This window comes from Kribbella lupini, assembly GCF_039529595.1.
Classification (GTDB): Bacteria; Actinomycetota; Actinomycetes; order Propionibacteriales; family Kribbellaceae; genus Kribbella; species Kribbella lupini.
In genome coordinates this window covers 1,613,223-1,628,751 of sequence record NZ_BAAANC010000002.1, presented here as the reverse complement: position 1 = coordinate 1,628,751, position 15,529 = coordinate 1,613,223, and the positions used below count along the sequence as shown (strand labels likewise).

Sequence of the window (15,529 nt, the reverse complement as noted above, 5' to 3'; positions counted from 1 at the left end):
CATCGTCGGGGCCGCCCTTCTGTGGGGTGCAGCGGTTACTTCTGGGCCAGCTGCATCATCTGCTTCGGCATCACCGACATCTCGGCCGGCACCGGAGTCTTGCCCCGGACCAGTTCGAGCAGGCTGGACGCGGCGTTCGCGATCGGCAGCGGCAGGGCCAGGCCCAGGGACGCCAGCAGCGCGTTCACGAGTGCCAGGACCGCACCCAGGATGTCGAGACCGGGCAGCGGCAGGGCCTTCCAGCCCTGGTTCGCAGCACCCACAGCAGCCGACGTGCCGGTCGGCTGGGCCTGCTTCGCCTTGCCCTGACCCATCAGCGAGCTGAGTGCCAGTCCGCTCGCCGCGTTGACGAACGACCCGGTCGACTCGTCGTAGTTCCACTTCTGCCCGTCGCCGTCACGGCAGGGCAGCACCAGCACCGGTGCGTTCTTGGGCACCGTGACCAGGTCGGCCCCGGTGTCCAGGCAGGCGCCGCTCTTGGCCAGGGCGCCACCGACGCTCTTGCTCATCGCGACCTGCAGCTGGCCCTTGCCGGTGTAGACCCACTCCTGGGTCTTGCCCTCCTTGCCCGGAGCGCAGGCCATCATCACCGCCATCGGGATCTTCTCGGCGGCCACGAAGGTCAGGCAGTACCGGGTGTCGGCGCTGCTGGTGATCTGCTTCACCGCGCCGACCTCGACGATGCCCGGTGGGGCCGCCGTCGGGGCCGGTGCTGCGGCGCGGGCCGGCAGTGCGGTGGCCAGCGCGACGCTGACGGCCAGGACTGCGACACCGGTGCGACTGAGAATGCTACGGACGATCAAGACAACCTCCAGAGGTCGTGCCATCTCGCGGCGTCAGGTCGTCGGGACCCCGAGGCGCGGAGCGGGCCGGTTCCGGGAACCGCGGCAGCACCCCTTGCGCGTGGGGTGGCGCGGCGGGTCGGTCCCCCGTGAGGAGGCGGTGTGACCCGGAAGGCGGCGGTGACTCAACGCGACGTTGACGCCACGACCAGTAAGGCACAGACCGCTGGATCGTGGTTACGGAGATCGGCCGGTACTTGATGCCATTGGCAACTAACTGCCAGTCCGGAATCGTTGCGCAGGGCATCGATATCCCGCTGCGTCCTGGTCGAGCGGCGGCTGTGCGGTGGCCGCGTCACGATCGAGACAAAGCGGCGTTCTCCGGAAGAACCTTCAGTTCCCGGGGTCAGTGCGGCTGCCTGGTTTCGGGGCCCTCGGCAACGGTGTGCCGCTCCTCGGCCAGTCGCTCGTCGGCCGGCGGGACGTCGGCCGGTACGTCGGCCGCGTGCTTGCCGACGGGTGCGGTGTCGTCGCCGTCGACGGTCGTCGCGTAGCCGGAAGTGGTTGAGCTGTCAGGAGCTGTGGCGACCTGCTGGCGCAGCTCGCGCACCTCCTTGTGCCGGCGGTAACCGCGGCTGAGTCCCTTCTTCGTCAGCCACAGGCCGACGATCAGGACGGCGCCGGCCGCGGCGCCGAGGAAGAAGACGGTGGCCACGACGACGCCGAAGTCGACGCCGAAGACCTCCATCGTGGTCGAGGCGCCGGACGAGACCGCCACGCCGAGTCCGAACAGGACCGCGACGACGATCAGGACGATTCCGAGAACGGCCATGGTTTGCTGCCTCTCTTCCAGCAGCACCTGCTGGATCCTTCAGGCCTCACTGCGGAGTAGTGCGGTGAGCAGCGCCACGGCGCCGCCCTTGTCGAGTGGGTTGTTCCCGTTCCCACATTTGGGCGACTGTACGCACGACGGGCATCCTTCCGTGCACTCACAGTGTGCTATCGCCTCCCGTGTCGCGGTCAACCACTCGCGCGCCGCGGCGTACCCGTGCTCGGCGAACCCGGCCCCGCCCGGGTGCCCGTCGTACACGAAGACGGTCAGCTGGCCGGTGTCGGCGTGCTTGGCCGTCGACACCCCACCGATGTCCCAGCGGTCGCAGGTCGCGAACAGGGGAAGCAGCCCGATCGACGCGTGCTCGGCCGCGTGCGCGGCACCCGGTACGTCGTCCAGCCCGAGGGCGGCGACGACGGTGTCCGGCATCGTCCACCAGACCGCCTTGGTCCGCAGCGTCCGCTCCGGCAGGTCAAGCGGCTGCTCGTCCAGTACGTCGCCGGTGGCCAGCTGCTTGCGCTGGAACGACACCACCTGGTTCGTCACCTGGACCCAGCCGCGGGACAGCTCGGCCGATCCCCAGGTCTCGGTCGCCTCGGTGGCCAGGATGCTGATCTCGGTGACGTCCCGGGCGAACGTCGTGTAGTCGGGGGAGGCCTGCTCGACGATCGCCGCGTGGTTCTCCAGGTCGAGGGTGCGGACCAGGTACGACTCGCCGGCGTGCACGTAGACCGCGCCCTCGTGCACCGACGCGTGGGCCGAGCCGCCGTCGACAGTGCCGAGCAGGCGACCGGTCTGGTCCTCGACGATCTGCACGGTCTTGCCGCCGGCCGACCGGATGTCGATCGCGTCGACAGCCCGCTCCCGCCGGGTCCAGAACCAGCCGTGCGGCCGCTCGCGCAGCAGGCCCTGCCGGACGAGCTGTGCGATCACCGACGGCGTCGTGGCGCCGAACACCTCGTAGTCCGCCTCGGTCAGCGGCAGCTCCTGCGCCGCGGCGCACAGCTGCGGGCCGAGCACGTACGGGTTCTCCGGGTTGAACACCGTCGCCTCGACCGGCCGTCCGAAGATCGCCTGCGGGTGCCGGACGAGGTAGGTGTCCAGCGGATCGTCCCGCGCGACCAGCAACGCCAGTGCATCGCCACCTGCGCGACCGGCCCGGCCCGCCTGCTGCCAGAGAGATGCGCGAGTACCAGGCCAGCCGGACAGCAGGACGGCGTCCAGCCCGGCGATGTCGATGCCCAGCTCGAGTGCGTTGGTCGCGGCGACGCCGGTGAGCTCGCCGCTCTGCAGCATGCTCTCCAGCCGGCGCCGTTCCTCCGGCAGGTACCCGGCCCGGTACGCCGACACCTGCTCAGCCAGGGCCGGGTCCACTTCGGCCAGGTTGTCCCGGGCCGTCATCGCCACCTGTTCGGCTCCACGCCGCGAGCGGACGAAGGCGACAGTGCGAACGCCCGACACCACCAGGTCGGTCAACAGCTCCGCCACCTCGGCCGGGGCGGACCGTCGTACCGGTGCTCCGTTCTCTCCGCGCAGCGAGGTCAGCGGCGGCTCCCACAGGCCGAAGGAGATGCCGCCGCGCGGAGAGCCGTCGTCGAGCACCTCGACCATCGGCAGCCCGGTCAGCCGTTCGCCGGACACGGCGGGCTCGGCAACAGTCGCCGAAGCGCAGATGAAGATCGGGTGCGCGCCGTACTGCGCGCAGATCCGCCGCAGCCGCCGCAGCACGCCGGCGACGTGGGCACCGAAGACGCCGCGGTAGTGGTGGCACTCGTCGACCACGACGTACTGCAGGCAGCCGAGGAACCTGGCCCAGCGCTGGTGGTTCGGCAGCACCGAACGGTGCAGCATGTCCGGATTGCTCAGCACGTACGTCGCGTGGTCGCGCGCCCAGTCGCGCTCGGTCCGCTCGGAGTCGCCGTCCAGCGTGGTCGCGCGCAGGCCGTCCACCTTGTACTGCGACAGTGCGCGCAGCTGGTCGTGGGCCAACGCCTTCGTCGGCGACAGGTACAGCACCGAGGCGGCCCGCCGATGCGGTGACGCCGCATGCGCGATGCTCAGCGTCGCGAACGACGGCAGCAGGTAGCCGAGCGACTTGCCGGACGCCGTACCGGTGGCGACGACGACGTGCTTGCCGCTGTACGCCGCTTCGGCGGTGGCGACCTGGTGGATCCACGGACTGTGGACCCCGGCATCGGCCAGCTGGCTCAGCACCTCGGGCGGAACCCACCGGGGCCATTCGCCCGTCCGGCCGATCCTCGGCGGCACCTGCTCGACGTGAGTGAGCCGGTCGATGCGGTCTGGACCGGAGGCGAGTCTTTTCAGCACGACAGCCGCCTCACCACTCATGCCGACGAGCCTAGCCGTCCCGCTCCGGCGCGGAGAAAGGCCGTCAAGCGATGCACGAGCGAACGCCGCCGCCGGATGCACGCGGCTTTTCGCCGGGGTAGGTCGACGCGGCACGCGCCGGGATGAAAGAGTTTTGCAAGCGGCCCTACTCACGGTCCGTACATGGTTGAATGCAACGGTTCACGGGATCGGAGGCCGAAGTGGATCTGTCGCTGACGACGCGTCCGGAGGGCGGGCGCACCGTCGTCGAGGTGGGTGGGGAGATCGACGTCTACACCGCGCCGAAACTGCGCGAGACGATCGTCTCGCTGGTCGACGCGGGGCAGTACGACCTCGTCGTCGACCTGGAAAGAGTGGAGTTCCTGGACTCCACCGGGCTCGGCGTCCTGGTCGGAGGACTGAAACGGGTGCGGACCCACGACGGTTCGCTGTCGCTGGTCTGCACGCAGGAACGACTGCTGAAGATCTTCCGGATCACCGGCCTGACCAAGGTCTTCGAGATCCACCCGGACGTCGCCTCGGCGATCTGAACCGTCCGAAACGGTGTCCCCGTCACTACCGTCGGTGACGTTTCCGCCTGTGGGTACACGGGTTACGTAGACCACCCTGTCGTCAGGTCTGGTCCCGGACCCGTTAGAGTGACCCACCGCGCCAGGTGATTGGCGTTGTTTCGTATTCCCCAACCCTTCGGGTGCGGCAGGACGGGGGCCGTCATGTCCTGAGGGTTGCCTACAAGGAGGACGGATGTCCGCGCTTTCTGTACAAGCGGTGGATCTGTCGTCGAGCAACACCATGTTGGTGGTCGTCGTCGGAGTGATCGCGTTACTTGCGGTCATCATCGCGATGGTGTTCCGCAGCCAGGTGCTTGCCGCGAACGACGGCACCGAGAGCATGAAGACGATCGCCCAGGCAGTGCAGGAAGGAGCGTCAGCGTATCTGAACCGCCAGTTCAAGACGCTGGCCGGGTTCGCCCTGGCGGCCTTCCTGCTGCTGTTCCTGCTGCCGGCGCACAGCGACGGCGACAACGAGACCTGGCTGAAGGTGTGGCGGTCGATCTTCTTCCTGGTGGGTGCGGGCTTCTCCGCCACCATCGGTTACCTGGGCATGTGGCTGGCCACCCGCGCCAACGTGCGGGTCGCCGCGGCCGCCCGGGACGAGGGACGCGAACCTGCCATGCGCGTCGCCTTCCGGACCGGCGGCACGGTCGGTATGGCGACGGTGGGCCTCGGCCTGCTGGGCGCCGCGGTCGTCGTCCTGGTCTTCAAGGGTGACGCCCCGACCGTGCTCGAGGGCTTCGGCTTCGGCGCCGCCATGCTCGCCATGTTCATGCGGGTCGGCGGCGGTATCTTCACCAAGGCCGCCGACGTCGGCGCCGACCTGGTCGGCAAGGTCGAGCAGAACATCCCCGAGGACGACCCCCGCAACGCGGCGACCATCGCCGACAACGTGGGCGACAACGTCGGTGACTGCGCCGGTATGGCCGCGGACCTGTTCGAGTCCTACGCCGTGATGCTGGTCGCCTCGCTGATCCTGGGCAAGGCCGCCTTCGGCGAGCAGGGCCTGATCTTCCCGCTGATCGTGCCGGCCATCGGCGCGGTCACCGCGGTCCTGGGTGTCTTCCTGACCCGCCCGCGGACCGGCGAGAACGGTCTGCGCACGATCAACCGGGCCTTCTACATCTCGGCCCTGGTCTCGGCGGTGCTCTGTGCGATCGCCGCCTTCGTCTACCTGCCGGGCTCGTTCGCGGACCTGACCGGTGCGACCGAGGCGATCGCCGCCAACGACGGTGACCCGCGGGTCATCGCCACCGTCTCGGTGCTGATCGGCATCGTGCTGGCCGCGGTCATCCTGGCCATCACCGGCTACTACACCGGCACCGAGGACAAGCCGGTCAAGGACGTCGGCAAGACGTCGCTGACCGGTGCCGCCACGGTGATCCTGTCCGGCATCTCGGTCGGCTTCGAGTCGGCCGTCTACACCGCCCTGGTGATCGCCGCCGCCGTGTACGGCGCGTTCCTGGTCGGCGGCGGCGGTGTGGTCGCGCTGTTCGCGATCGCGCTGGCCGGTTGTGGTCTGCTCACCACCGTCGGCGTCATCGTCGCGATGGACACCTTCGGCCCGGTCTCGGACAACGCCCAGGGCATCGCCGAGATGTCCGGCGACGTGGACGGCGAGGCCGCCCAGATCCTGACCGAGCTGGACGCCGTCGGCAACACCACCAAGGCGATCACCAAGGGCATCGCGATCGCCACCGCCGTGCTGGCGGCGACCGCGCTGTTCGGTTCGTACACCGACTCGATCTACTCGGTCCTGAACGACGCCGGCGACGCCGCGTTCAACGCCGACGCGCTGGTGTTCGACCCGTCGACGCTGGTCGGTCTGATCATCGGTGCCGCGGTCGTGTTCATGTTCTCCGGGCTCGCGATCAACGCCGTCGGCCGCGCCGCCGGTGCGGTCGTCTACGAGGTCCGTCGCCAGTTCCGCGACATCCCCGGGATCATGGAGGGCACCGGCAAGCCGGAGTACGGCAAGGTCGTCGACATCTGCACCCGCGACTCGCTGCGCGAGCTGGCGACCCCGGGTCTGCTGGCGATCGCGGCCCCGATCGCCGTCGGCTTCGGCCTCGGCGCCTCGGCGCTGGCCGGTTACCTGGCCGGTGCGATCGCGTCCGGCACGCTGATGGCGGTGTTCCTGGCCAACTCCGGTGGCGCCTGGGACAACGCGAAGAAGCTGGTCGAGGACGGCAACCACGGCGGCAAGGGCTCGCCGGCGCACGAGGCCACCATCATCGGTGACACCGTGGGCGACCCGTTCAAGGACACCGCCGGTCCGGCCATCAACCCGCTGATCAAGGTGATGAACCTGGTCTCGGTGCTGATCGCCCCGGCCGTCGTCGGACTGTCCAGCATCGGCGAGGACACCAACACCGCGCTGCGGGTGATCATCGCCCTCGTGGCCGTGGTCGTCATCGCCGTCGCGGTGATCGTCTCCAAGCGCCGGGAGTCGGTCATCTCCGACACCCCGGCCGAGGCGAACGTCGCCGCCTGATCCACCCGCACCACCACAACGGCCCGCCGGAGCTCTCCGGCGGGCCGTTGTGCGTTTTCCTTGCCTGAAAGGGCAGCCGGACTTCCGGCGTACGCCGTCAAGTGGCAGTGACTCCCGGTCTTTCGTCTCCGGCGCGTCGACTTTCGGCTGATGCCCCGCGACCCCGCCGTACGGGATGCTCAGGGGGACGGTCAGGGACTTGCCCGATGGCTGCCGGGCGGGTGGAACGGAAGACTCCATCCCCAGGTGGACACACCGGATCCGTCCCGGGTCCGATGCGACCGGGCAGATCCCGGCTCGATACTGAGATGGACTGCCCGCCCTGACATCCGGCGCGCTACCGAACGAGGAGTACGGCGATGATCGAGGCCCACAGCCTCACCAAGCGATACGGCGCAACCGTTGCCGTTGACAACCTGTCCTTCGAGGTGAAACCCGGCAAGGTGACCGGCTTCCTCGGCCCGAACGGGGCCGGCAAGTCGACCACCATGCGGATGATCCTCGGGCTCGACACCCCGACGTCCGGCGACGTCCGGATCGACGGCAAGCGCTACCGCGACCTGCGGCAGCCGCTGACCGAGATCGGCGCGCTGCTGGACGCCAAGTGGGTGCACCCGAACCGGTCCGCCCGGGCCCACCTGTCGTGGATGGCGGCCTCGAACAAGCTGCCGAAGACCAGCGTCGACCGCGTGCTCGACATGGTCGGCCTGACCGAGGTCGCGAACAAGCGGGCGGGTGCGTACTCGCTCGGGATGTCGCAGCGGCTCGGGATCGCCGGCGCCCTGCTCGGCGACCCGCGGATCCTGCTGTTCGACGAGCCGGTCAACGGCCTCGACCCCGAGGGCATCGTCTGGATCCGGACCTTCATGCAGCGGCTGGCCGCGGAAGGCCGCACGGTGCTGGTCTCCAGCCACCTGCTGTCGGAGATGGCGCTGACCGCCGAGGAACTGATCGTGATCGGCCGCGGCCGGCTGATCGCCCAGAGCTCGACCGCCGAGTTCGTGGACCGCGCCAGCGGCAGCACGATCAAGGTGCGCAGCCCGCAGCTCGACCAGTTCCAGACGCTGCTCCAGCAGCAGCAACTGGTGACCCGGGTCGAGGAGGCGGACCACCACAAGGTCCTGTACGTCGACGGCAACGTCACCACCGATCAGGTCGGCGAGCTCGCGGCGTCGCAGCAGATCGTGCTGCACGAGCTGACCCAGCAGCGCGGTTCGCTCGAGCAGGCGTTCATGCAGATGACCGGTGACTCGGTCCAGTACCACGCGCAGGACGGTGCCCAGGCCGTACCGGGCCACCCGGCGGTGCCGCCGGTCTCCGCCGCCGAGATGGCCGCCGGGCCGCAGGAGGACAACTGACATGTCGCTGATCAACGTCGAGCGGATCAAGCTCTTCTCCACCCGGTCGCCGTGGTGGTGCATGATCATCGCCGCTGCCCTCTCGATCGGGCTGGCCGCGCTGGCCACCGGTCTGGCCAGCGGCGCGGACGAGCTCCAGGTCACCCCCGCGATGTCGCAGTTCGGTGTGAACCTGGGGCAGATGGTGATCATGGTGATGGCCGCGCTGGCCGTCACCACCGAGTACCGGTTCGGCACCATCCGGACCAGCTTCCAGGCCGTTCCGCAGCGGGTCGCCCTGCTGCTCAACAAGACCTTCGTCGTCGCCGGACTGGCCGCGCTGGTCGGCCTGATCGCGTCCTGGGGTTCGTGGGCGGTCGGCTACCTGCTGGCCGGCAACGCCGACATGGCGATCAACACTGCGGCGGAGTGGCGGCTGCTCTTCGGTCAGGCCCTGGTCTACGGCATCGCCGCGATCTTCGCGGTCGCGGTCGGCATCCTGATCCGGCAGAGCGCGGGGGCGATCGCGATCCTGATCCTCTGGCCGCTGCTGGTCGAGAACCTGCTGACGCTGATCCCGAGGATCGGCGACGACCTGCAGAAGTGGTCGCCGTTCACGAACGCGAACCAGTTCATCAACGGCGGCCAGGACATGGGCCTGGCCGGTGGGGACTCGGCCGGTCCGAGCACCGGACTGGACCCGTGGTGGGCGCTCGTCTACTTCGCGGCCTGGGGCGTCGGACTGCTGGTGATCGCACTGTTCACCGCGAGCAAGCGCGACGCGTAACCCCCTGGACGGCCGCCGGATCAGGGGACCCGGCGGCCAACCACCCGGCCAGGCTGAGGGGTCTTGGCCGACAGCCCGTGGAGTGTCCGCGAAACCGGACACCCCACGGGCTGGTTTCTGTCTCGGGTCCGACTGGCGACCGGGGTAGCTGATTCGTTAGGTTCCCTCCCATGACCGACTGGGCGCGGGTGCGTGCTGAGGGTTTCGAGGTTCCGGCCGACCGACCGTTGCCCGAGTTGGTGGCGGAGCTGTCGGGGCTGCTCCGGTCCCCGGACCCGGCGGTGCGCGACGGGCTGGCGTACGCGACCCTGGCGACCTGGATCGCCAAGGGCATGCTCTCCCCGGACCTGCTGCGCGCGCTCGGCGACGAGATGGCCGAGCGGTTCACCGACCCGCAGATCCAGGTCCGGACGTTCGCGCCGTTGATCCTCGACTCGATCGTGTCGGTCGGAATCTTCGAGCCGAGCTGGGTCCCACCGTTCGAGCGCTGGTACGTCGCGGAGGAGGATCTGCGCGGGTACGACCCGGAGCTCGGCTGGCTGCACGCGATCGCCCACGGAGCTGACCTGCTCGGCACGCTCGGGCGGGTCCTCGCGGTGGAGCCGGTGGAGATGCTCCGGCTCGGCATCGGGCGGATTCTGACCCCGACCGACTACGTGCTGCGCGACCTGGAGGACGACCGGCTGGGCCACGCGCTGGCGGTGACGCTGACCCGCGCCGACCTGCTCGAGGCCGACGTGACCGGCTGGCTCGATCCGGCAGGCCGGGCGCTCGGCAGCCCGCCTCCGGACGGCGTCCGCCCGGAGGTCACCAACACCATGCGGACGCTGCGAGCCGTTTACGTGCTGGTCGATCAGGGCGTGCGGATCGGCGACACGGTGCACCAGGTCCCGCACCGCGACCTGGTCCGGGCCAAGCTCGCCGAGGTCCTCCGGACGGCGACTCCCTACTTCCTGTGACAGACATCCGGAGCAACTACGCGCGCATCGCGGCGACGTACGACGGCAAGTGGGCCGACGTGCTCGCCGTTCACGCCAAGGCCGTCGCCGACCGCCTGCCGCTGACCAGCGCGGGCCGCGTAGCCGAGCTGGGCTGCGGACCGGGTCGCCTGCTCGACCACCTGGCCACGCTGGCGCCACAGGCCCGCGTGCTCGGGGCGGACCTCACCGAGGCGATGATCCGGCGTGCACCGGCGCAGTACGGGCGCGTGGTGGCCGACGTACAGGCTCTGCCGTTCGCTGCTGGGTCGCTGGAGGCCGTGGTGATGCCGTTCGTGCTGTTCCACCTGCCTGACCTGCCACGTGGCCTGGCTGCCGTACGGCGGGCGCTGGCGACCGGTGGGTCGTTCGGCGCGGTCACCTGGTCCGGGCACGACCCGCACCCGGCGTACGACGTGTGGGTCCGGGTGATCAACGAGTACGGCGCTCCAGCGGACCCGTCGCCGCAGATGCCCTCCAACGGCGTGACGTCGGACCCGGAGAAGCTGGCGGCCGCGCTGACCACGGCCGGCTTCGGTCAGGTCGACATCACCGTCGAGCGGTTCCGGCACCAGCCGACGGCCGCGGAGTTCCTGGCCCACTCGCGGGTGATCGGGTCGATGGCCCGGCGGCTCGACCTGCTGCCGGCCGAGCGTCGTACGGCGTGCCTGGCGGCTGCTGAGGAAGCCCTGGCCGAGCTGGTGCCGGAGGACTTCGTCGAGTCGGGCACCATCCTCTACAGCACCGCCCGGGCCGCTTGAGCGAGGATGGGTCCATGAGTGACCTGTCGAGCGGTCTGGTGGATCGGCTGCGTGGACTGTTCGAGACGGCGGACTACACCGTCGAAGGCGTCGCCGAGCGGCTGGGCAGCCGGGCCAACGCGGCGCTGGCGCGCAACGAGACCACGCTGGCGTACCGGCAGACCAGTGGTGGCGACACGCTCGACACACTGATCCGGCTGTTCCTCCTGCAGCGGCCGGTGCCAGGATCCCTGCTGGACAAGGAGATCCTTCCGGATTTGCTTGCCCTAGGCATCGTCACGGCCGCCGGTGACGAGGTTCGCGCAGCGATCGACATCCGCCCGTACGCCGAGGACGACCGGGCCTGGTGGGTGGTCGCCGACCCGACGCCCGGACTGGACGGCCGGCGGGCGCCGATGCGGTCCGACTACGTGCTCGGGATCGCTCCGGCGAGCTTGAGCCTGGTGAAGCTGACCGTGCCGCTGAAGGTGGAGAGCGCGCTCGACCTGGGCACCGGCTGCGGCATCCAGGCGCTGCACCTGTCCGACCGGGCGAACCACATCGTCGCCACCGACGTGAACCCGCGTGCGCTGCAGCTGACGCGCTGGACCGCCGCGCTGAACCGGATCGAGCTGGACGTGCGCGACGGGTCGCTGTACGAGCCGGTGGAGGGTCAGCGGTTCGACCTGATCGTCAGCAACCCGCCGTACGTGATCGCCCCGCCGAGCGACGGCAAGCTGACCTACCGGGAGACAGGGTTCGCCGGCGACGCTGTGGTGGAGCAGCTGGTTCGGCAGGCGCCGCAGCACCTCACTGACGGCGGCTGGTGCCAGCTGCTGGCCAACTGGACCTGCGTGCGCGGCCAGGACTGGCAGGAACGCATTGCCGGCTGGACTGGCGATCGGTCCAGCTGGGCCGTGCAGCGCGAGCAGTTGGACCCCGCGGAGTACGTCGAGCTGTGGCTGCGGGACGCGGGTCTGCACGGCCGGCCGGAGTACACGCAGCGGTACGACGAGTGGCTGGCCTGGCTGGACGACCAGCAGGTGGAGGCGATCGGCATGGGCTGGATCAACCTGCACAACGTCGCCGGTACGACGTACGCCGAGCCCTGGCCGTACGAGATCGAGCAGCCGATCGGCCCGCACGTCCTGCACCGCTTCGAGCGCCAGGAAGGCCTGCCCGACGACCTGACCGGCCTGTACCTGAAGGTGGCCGACGACGTGGTCCAGGAGACCGCGGGCCCGCCCGGCGCCGAGGACCCGGCCACCATCGTCCTGCGCCGCCAACGCGGTATGCGCCGCGCCGAACAGGCCGACACCGTCCTGGCCGGCTTCGTGGGCGCCTGCGACGGCGACCTCAGCACCGGCCAGATCCTCGACGCCCTGGCCACCCTCCTCGACCGCGACGACCTGCACGCCGAGTACCTGCCCCAGATCGAGAACCTCGTCGTGGAAGGCTTCCTGGACTACTGACGGCGGCGGTTGCGCTTTTCGGCGTACATGCGGCGGTCGGCCTCGGTGAGGAGCTCGGTGATGGGGACTCCGTCGGTGCTGGAGGCCTGGCCGATGCTGAGGCGGAGCATGGCGAACCAGGGCTCGGCGGCGCTCGCCGCGACGCGTTCGGCGGCGGTGCGGATGCGTTCGACCAGTTCGCGGGCGCCGCGTTCGTCGGGGTTGTCGAGGACGACCACGAACTCGTCGCCGCCGGCACGGACCACGACGTCCTCGGCGCGGGACTGCTCGGTGAGCAGTTGGGCGACGCGGCGCAGCACTTCGTCGCCGGAAGCGTGGCCGTGGCTGTCGTTGACGACCTTGAGGTTGTCGACGTCGATCGCGATCACGGCGATCGAGCGGCCGGAGTCCAGCGCGGCGCTCATCCGCTCGTCCAGGGCGCGCCGGTTGCCCACGCCGGTCAACGGGTCCTCCCGGGCCGCGCGCCACTCGGCGTCGTGCCGGATGGACAGCTCGTGCGTCGCCAGTGCGCTCCGTACGGCGTACAGGCCGCGCAGGCGCTCGGCCCACCAGCCCCTGGTGATCGCTCGCGCGTACTGCAGCCCGGCAGCCGCGCCGGCGTCACCTGAGTCAGCGACGATCTGTACGGCGGTGTGCCGGACCAGCGCCTCGACCGGTGGGTCCGACGTCGGCGGGAGATCGGTGCCGGCCTGGGCGGCCGCCTCGATCGCGTGGTCGAGCTGGCCGAGCGACGCGTACGTCTTGGCGAGGTAGGCCCCGGCGATCGCCGCCAGCTCCAGGTCACCGAGCTTGGCGAGCTGGTCCCGGCAGTCCTTGAGGATCACCGCCGCCTCGGCCGGCTCGGCGTCCCAGTTGCTCGCCGCCAGCCACATCCGCCCGGCCATCGGCCAGTAGCCCAGCAGGTCCGCCCCGACGATCGCCTCGTTGGCTTCGGCCGCCCACCGCCGGGCCTCGGAGCGCCGTACCGCGATCTGCTCGTCGTACGACGGGTCGCCCAGCCGCTCCATCTCGTGGGCCCAGCGCAGGTTGGACTCGGCCAGGTTGAGCCGGTCGATCGCCGGCGCCTCCGGCAGCCCGAGCGGGTCGCTGGCGGTCGCGGCGGCCTCCTCGAAGTGGGGGATGCACAGCTCGAACAGCCGGAGCAGGTCGTAGGCATAGCCGAGTCCGGTATGGGCCCAGCTGGCCAGTCCGGCGTCGTGCGTGCGGGACAGGGCGTTCTCGGCCGCGACCAGGTCGGTGACCGAGTCGCCGCCCTCACCGGTGCGGATCAGCGTGACGATCCGCAGCGCCAGCGCGTTCGCCTCCCAGCCGGGTTCGTCGATGGTGCGGGCGATCCGGATGCAGCCGTCGACCGCGTCCAGCGCCTCTTCCGCGTCGGTGCCGTGGTGGGCCGCGACGGCGCGGACGTACTCGGCCGCGGCGCGCTCCGGCGTCGGCTCCGGCCCGAGCTCGGTCAGCAGCCGCCGGATGTCCTGCATCGCCTCGGCCGGACTGCCCGACTGGGCCCGCGCCATCGCCGCTGCGATCCGCGCGGTCACCCCCGACGTCTCCCGCACCCACCCTCCACTCTCAGTTCGCTCACCGGTGGCGGCGTTTGTCCTCGTACAGCCGGCTGTCGGCCAGGGGGACGAGCCGGTCCACCGGCACCCCTTCGGCGGTCGCCGCGTACCCGATGCTCAGGCCGAGCTCCGCCAGCCACGGCTTGCTCGTTCCGGCGGCGATCCCGGACACCGCCGCCCGGATCCGCTCGGCCAGCTGGTAGCCGCCCTTCGCGTCCGGCTGGTCCAGCACCACGAAGAACTCGTCGCCTCCCGATCGAATCACGGCGTCGGTCGACCGGGCCTGTTCTACCAGGAGGTTTGCAACAACCTGCAGCAATTCGTCCCCGCAGGCGTGCCCGAAGGTGTCGTTGACGATCTTCAGCCGGTCCACGTCGATGGCCAGCAAGGTGACCGCGCGCTGCGAGTCCCGGGCCGCGGTGAGCCGCTCGTCCATCGCCCGGCGGTTGCCGATCCCGGTCAGCGGGTCCTGCCGGGCCGCGTGCCACTCGGCGTCGTGGCGCGCGGACAGGTCGTGCGCCTCCAGTGCGTACAGTACGGCGTTCAGCGCGCGCCGCCGTTCCTTCCACCACGCACGGGCCACCGAGTGCGCGTAGCCCAACCCTGCAAGGGCTCCTGGTTCACCGACGACCGCGGCCAGCTCCGACCTGACCTGCAGGACCAGCATCTGCGTCGCCGGATCGGCCAACGGGATCAGGTCGTCGACCGCCCGGGCAGCAGCGGCCTGGGCCTTGTCCAGCTCGCCCGACTGTTCCAAAGCTCTTGCCAGGTAGGCGCCGGCGATCGCCAGTCGCTCCGTCTCGCCCAGCTTGCAGATCTGGTCGCGGCACTCGGTCAGCTCTTCCACAGCGGCCGCCGGGTCGTCGACGATCTGCGCTGCGGCCAGCCAGATCCGGGCGCTCACCCGCCAGTACTCCTGGTTCTCGTCGTCGACGAGGACCCGCGTGGCATCCCTTGCCCAGTAGGCCGCCGACGCGAGTCGCTCCCAGATCTCCTGCTGGTACGACGGATCGCCGAGCCGCTCCAGCTCGTGCGACCAGCGCAGGTAGGTCTCGGCCAGGTTCAGCCGGTCGATCGCGGCCGACTCGGCCAGCTCGAACACGTCGGCGTCAGTCTGCGTCGCGGCCTCGTAGTGCGGGATGCACAGCTCGAACAGCCGCAGCACGTCGTACGCGTAGCCGAGGCCGGTGTGGGCCCAGGCGGCGAGCCCGGCGTCCGTCGTACGGCTGAGGGCCGCTTCGGCCGCGACCAGGTCGGCCACCGTGTCGCCGCCGCGGCCGCTGCGGGCGAGGTTGATGATCCTGATCGGGAAGGCGTTGGCCTCCCAGCCGGGCTCGTCGATCGCGCGTGCGACCTCCAGGCAGGCGTCGACCGCCGCGAGCGCCTCGTCGGCGTCGCTCGCGTGGTGGGCGGTGACGCCGCGGACGTACTCCGCGGCGGCCAGCGCGTAGCTGGGTTCCGGACCGAGCTCGGTCCGGATCGCCTCGATCTCGACGGCCGCGGCATGGTGACCACCGGACTGGGCCAGCGTCATCGCCGCCGCGATCCGGGCTGTGTACGGACCCCCGTCCATCCCCATCGTGCTGCAGGCCCTCCTGGTCTGGCCCAGCTCGCAGGGTCGAGCCGGACCGCCCATTGTGGTCCTG

12 protein-coding genes are annotated in these 15,529 nt (G+C 70.4%); 7 read left to right on the top strand and 5 right to left on the bottom strand.

The window, feature by feature from the left end:
- Positions 1-35: 35 nt before the first annotated feature.
- From ABD235_RS21065 to ABD235_RS21055, 3 genes are all read right to left on the bottom strand, one after another.
- On the bottom strand, positions 36-803 hold the full coding sequence (locus tag ABD235_RS21065) for a ricin-type beta-trefoil lectin domain protein (protein ID WP_344176550.1): 768 nt from the start codon (positions 801-803) through the stop codon (positions 36-38).
- A gap of 385 nt (positions 804-1,188) precedes the next feature.
- Positions 1,189-1,614, bottom strand: coding sequence for a hypothetical protein (locus tag ABD235_RS21060; protein ID WP_344176548.1), 426 nt, complete (start codon positions 1,612-1,614; stop codon positions 1,189-1,191).
- 39 nt (positions 1,615-1,653) lie between these two features.
- On the bottom strand, positions 1,654-3,963 hold the full coding sequence (locus tag ABD235_RS21055) for a DEAD/DEAH box helicase (protein WP_344176546.1): 2,310 nt from the start codon (positions 3,961-3,963) through the stop codon (positions 1,654-1,656).
- A 170-nt stretch (positions 3,964-4,133) separates the two neighbouring features.
- On the opposite strand from ABD235_RS21055, the gene ABD235_RS21050 reads away from it, so the two are divergent.
- From ABD235_RS21050 to ABD235_RS21020, 7 genes are all read left to right on the top strand, one after another.
- Entirely contained in the window at positions 4,134-4,493 is a 360-nt protein-coding gene (locus tag ABD235_RS21050; protein WP_202893186.1) for an STAS domain-containing protein, read from the top strand.
- A gap of 214 nt (positions 4,494-4,707) precedes the next feature.
- Positions 4,708-7,011, top strand: coding sequence for a sodium-translocating pyrophosphatase (locus ABD235_RS21045; protein WP_344176544.1), 2,304 nt, complete (start codon positions 4,708-4,710; stop codon positions 7,009-7,011).
- Between the two features lie 359 nt (positions 7,012-7,370).
- The gene (locus tag ABD235_RS21040) at positions 7,371-8,369 is read left to right on the top strand and encodes an ABC transporter ATP-binding protein (RefSeq protein ID WP_344176542.1); all 999 of its coding nucleotides are present in this window, start codon (positions 7,371-7,373) and stop codon (positions 8,367-8,369) included.
- Between the two features lies 1 nt (position 8,370).
- Positions 8,371-9,135, top strand: coding sequence for an ABC transporter permease (locus tag ABD235_RS21035; RefSeq protein ID WP_344176540.1), 765 nt, complete (start codon positions 8,371-8,373; stop codon positions 9,133-9,135).
- A 170-nt stretch (positions 9,136-9,305) separates the two neighbouring features.
- Entirely contained in the window at positions 9,306-10,094 is a 789-nt protein-coding gene (locus ABD235_RS21030) for a DUF2785 domain-containing protein (protein ID WP_344176538.1), read from the top strand.
- Positions 10,091-10,873, top strand: coding sequence for a class I SAM-dependent methyltransferase (locus ABD235_RS21025; protein WP_344176536.1), 783 nt, complete (start codon positions 10,091-10,093; stop codon positions 10,871-10,873). The genes ABD235_RS21030 and ABD235_RS21025 overlap by 4 nt, the downstream gene beginning before the upstream one ends.
- 14 nt (positions 10,874-10,887) lie before the next feature.
- The gene (locus ABD235_RS21020; RefSeq protein WP_344176534.1) at positions 10,888-12,324 is read left to right on the top strand and encodes a DUF7059 domain-containing protein; all 1,437 of its coding nucleotides are present in this window, start codon (positions 10,888-10,890) and stop codon (positions 12,322-12,324) included.
- Here the strand turns inward: ABD235_RS21020 and ABD235_RS21015 are convergent.
- Both ABD235_RS21015 and ABD235_RS21010 read right to left on the bottom strand, forming a co-directional pair.
- The gene (locus tag ABD235_RS21015; RefSeq protein WP_344176532.1) at positions 12,318-13,880 is read right to left on the bottom strand and encodes a GGDEF domain-containing protein; all 1,563 of its coding nucleotides are present in this window, start codon (positions 13,878-13,880) and stop codon (positions 12,318-12,320) included. The two genes, ABD235_RS21020 and ABD235_RS21015, sit on opposite strands and share 7 nt — an antisense overlap.
- 22 nt (positions 13,881-13,902) lie before the next feature.
- The gene (locus tag ABD235_RS21010; protein ID WP_344176530.1) at positions 13,903-15,462 is read right to left on the bottom strand and encodes a GGDEF domain-containing protein; all 1,560 of its coding nucleotides are present in this window, start codon (positions 15,460-15,462) and stop codon (positions 13,903-13,905) included.
- Positions 15,463-15,529 lie beyond the last annotated feature (67 nt).

Bases quoted from the DNA above. Each gene is read 5' to 3' on its own strand.
- ABD235_RS21060 (WP_344176548.1), bottom strand. From the start codon at position 1,614: ATGGCCGTTCTCGGAATCGTCCTGATCGTCGTCGCGGTCCTGTTCGGA.
- ABD235_RS21055 (WP_344176546.1), bottom strand. From the start codon at position 3,963: ATGAGTGGTGAGGCGGCTGTCGTGCTGAAAAGACTCGCCTCCGGTCCA.
- ABD235_RS21050 (WP_202893186.1), top strand. From the start codon at position 4,134: ATGCAACGGTTCACGGGATCGGAGGCCGAAGTGGATCTGTCGCTGACG.
- ABD235_RS21045 (WP_344176544.1), top strand. From the start codon at position 4,708: ATGTCCGCGCTTTCTGTACAAGCGGTGGATCTGTCGTCGAGCAACACC.
- ABD235_RS21040 (WP_344176542.1), top strand. From the start codon at position 7,371: ATGATCGAGGCCCACAGCCTCACCAAGCGATACGGCGCAACCGTTGCC.
- ABD235_RS21035 (WP_344176540.1), top strand. From the start codon at position 8,371: ATGTCGCTGATCAACGTCGAGCGGATCAAGCTCTTCTCCACCCGGTCG.
- ABD235_RS21030 (WP_344176538.1), top strand. From the start codon at position 9,306: ATGACCGACTGGGCGCGGGTGCGTGCTGAGGGTTTCGAGGTTCCGGCC.
- ABD235_RS21020 (WP_344176534.1), top strand. From the start codon at position 10,888: ATGAGTGACCTGTCGAGCGGTCTGGTGGATCGGCTGCGTGGACTGTTC.
- ABD235_RS21010 (WP_344176530.1), bottom strand. From the start codon at position 15,462: ATGGGGATGGACGGGGGTCCGTACACAGCCCGGATCGCGGCGGCGATG.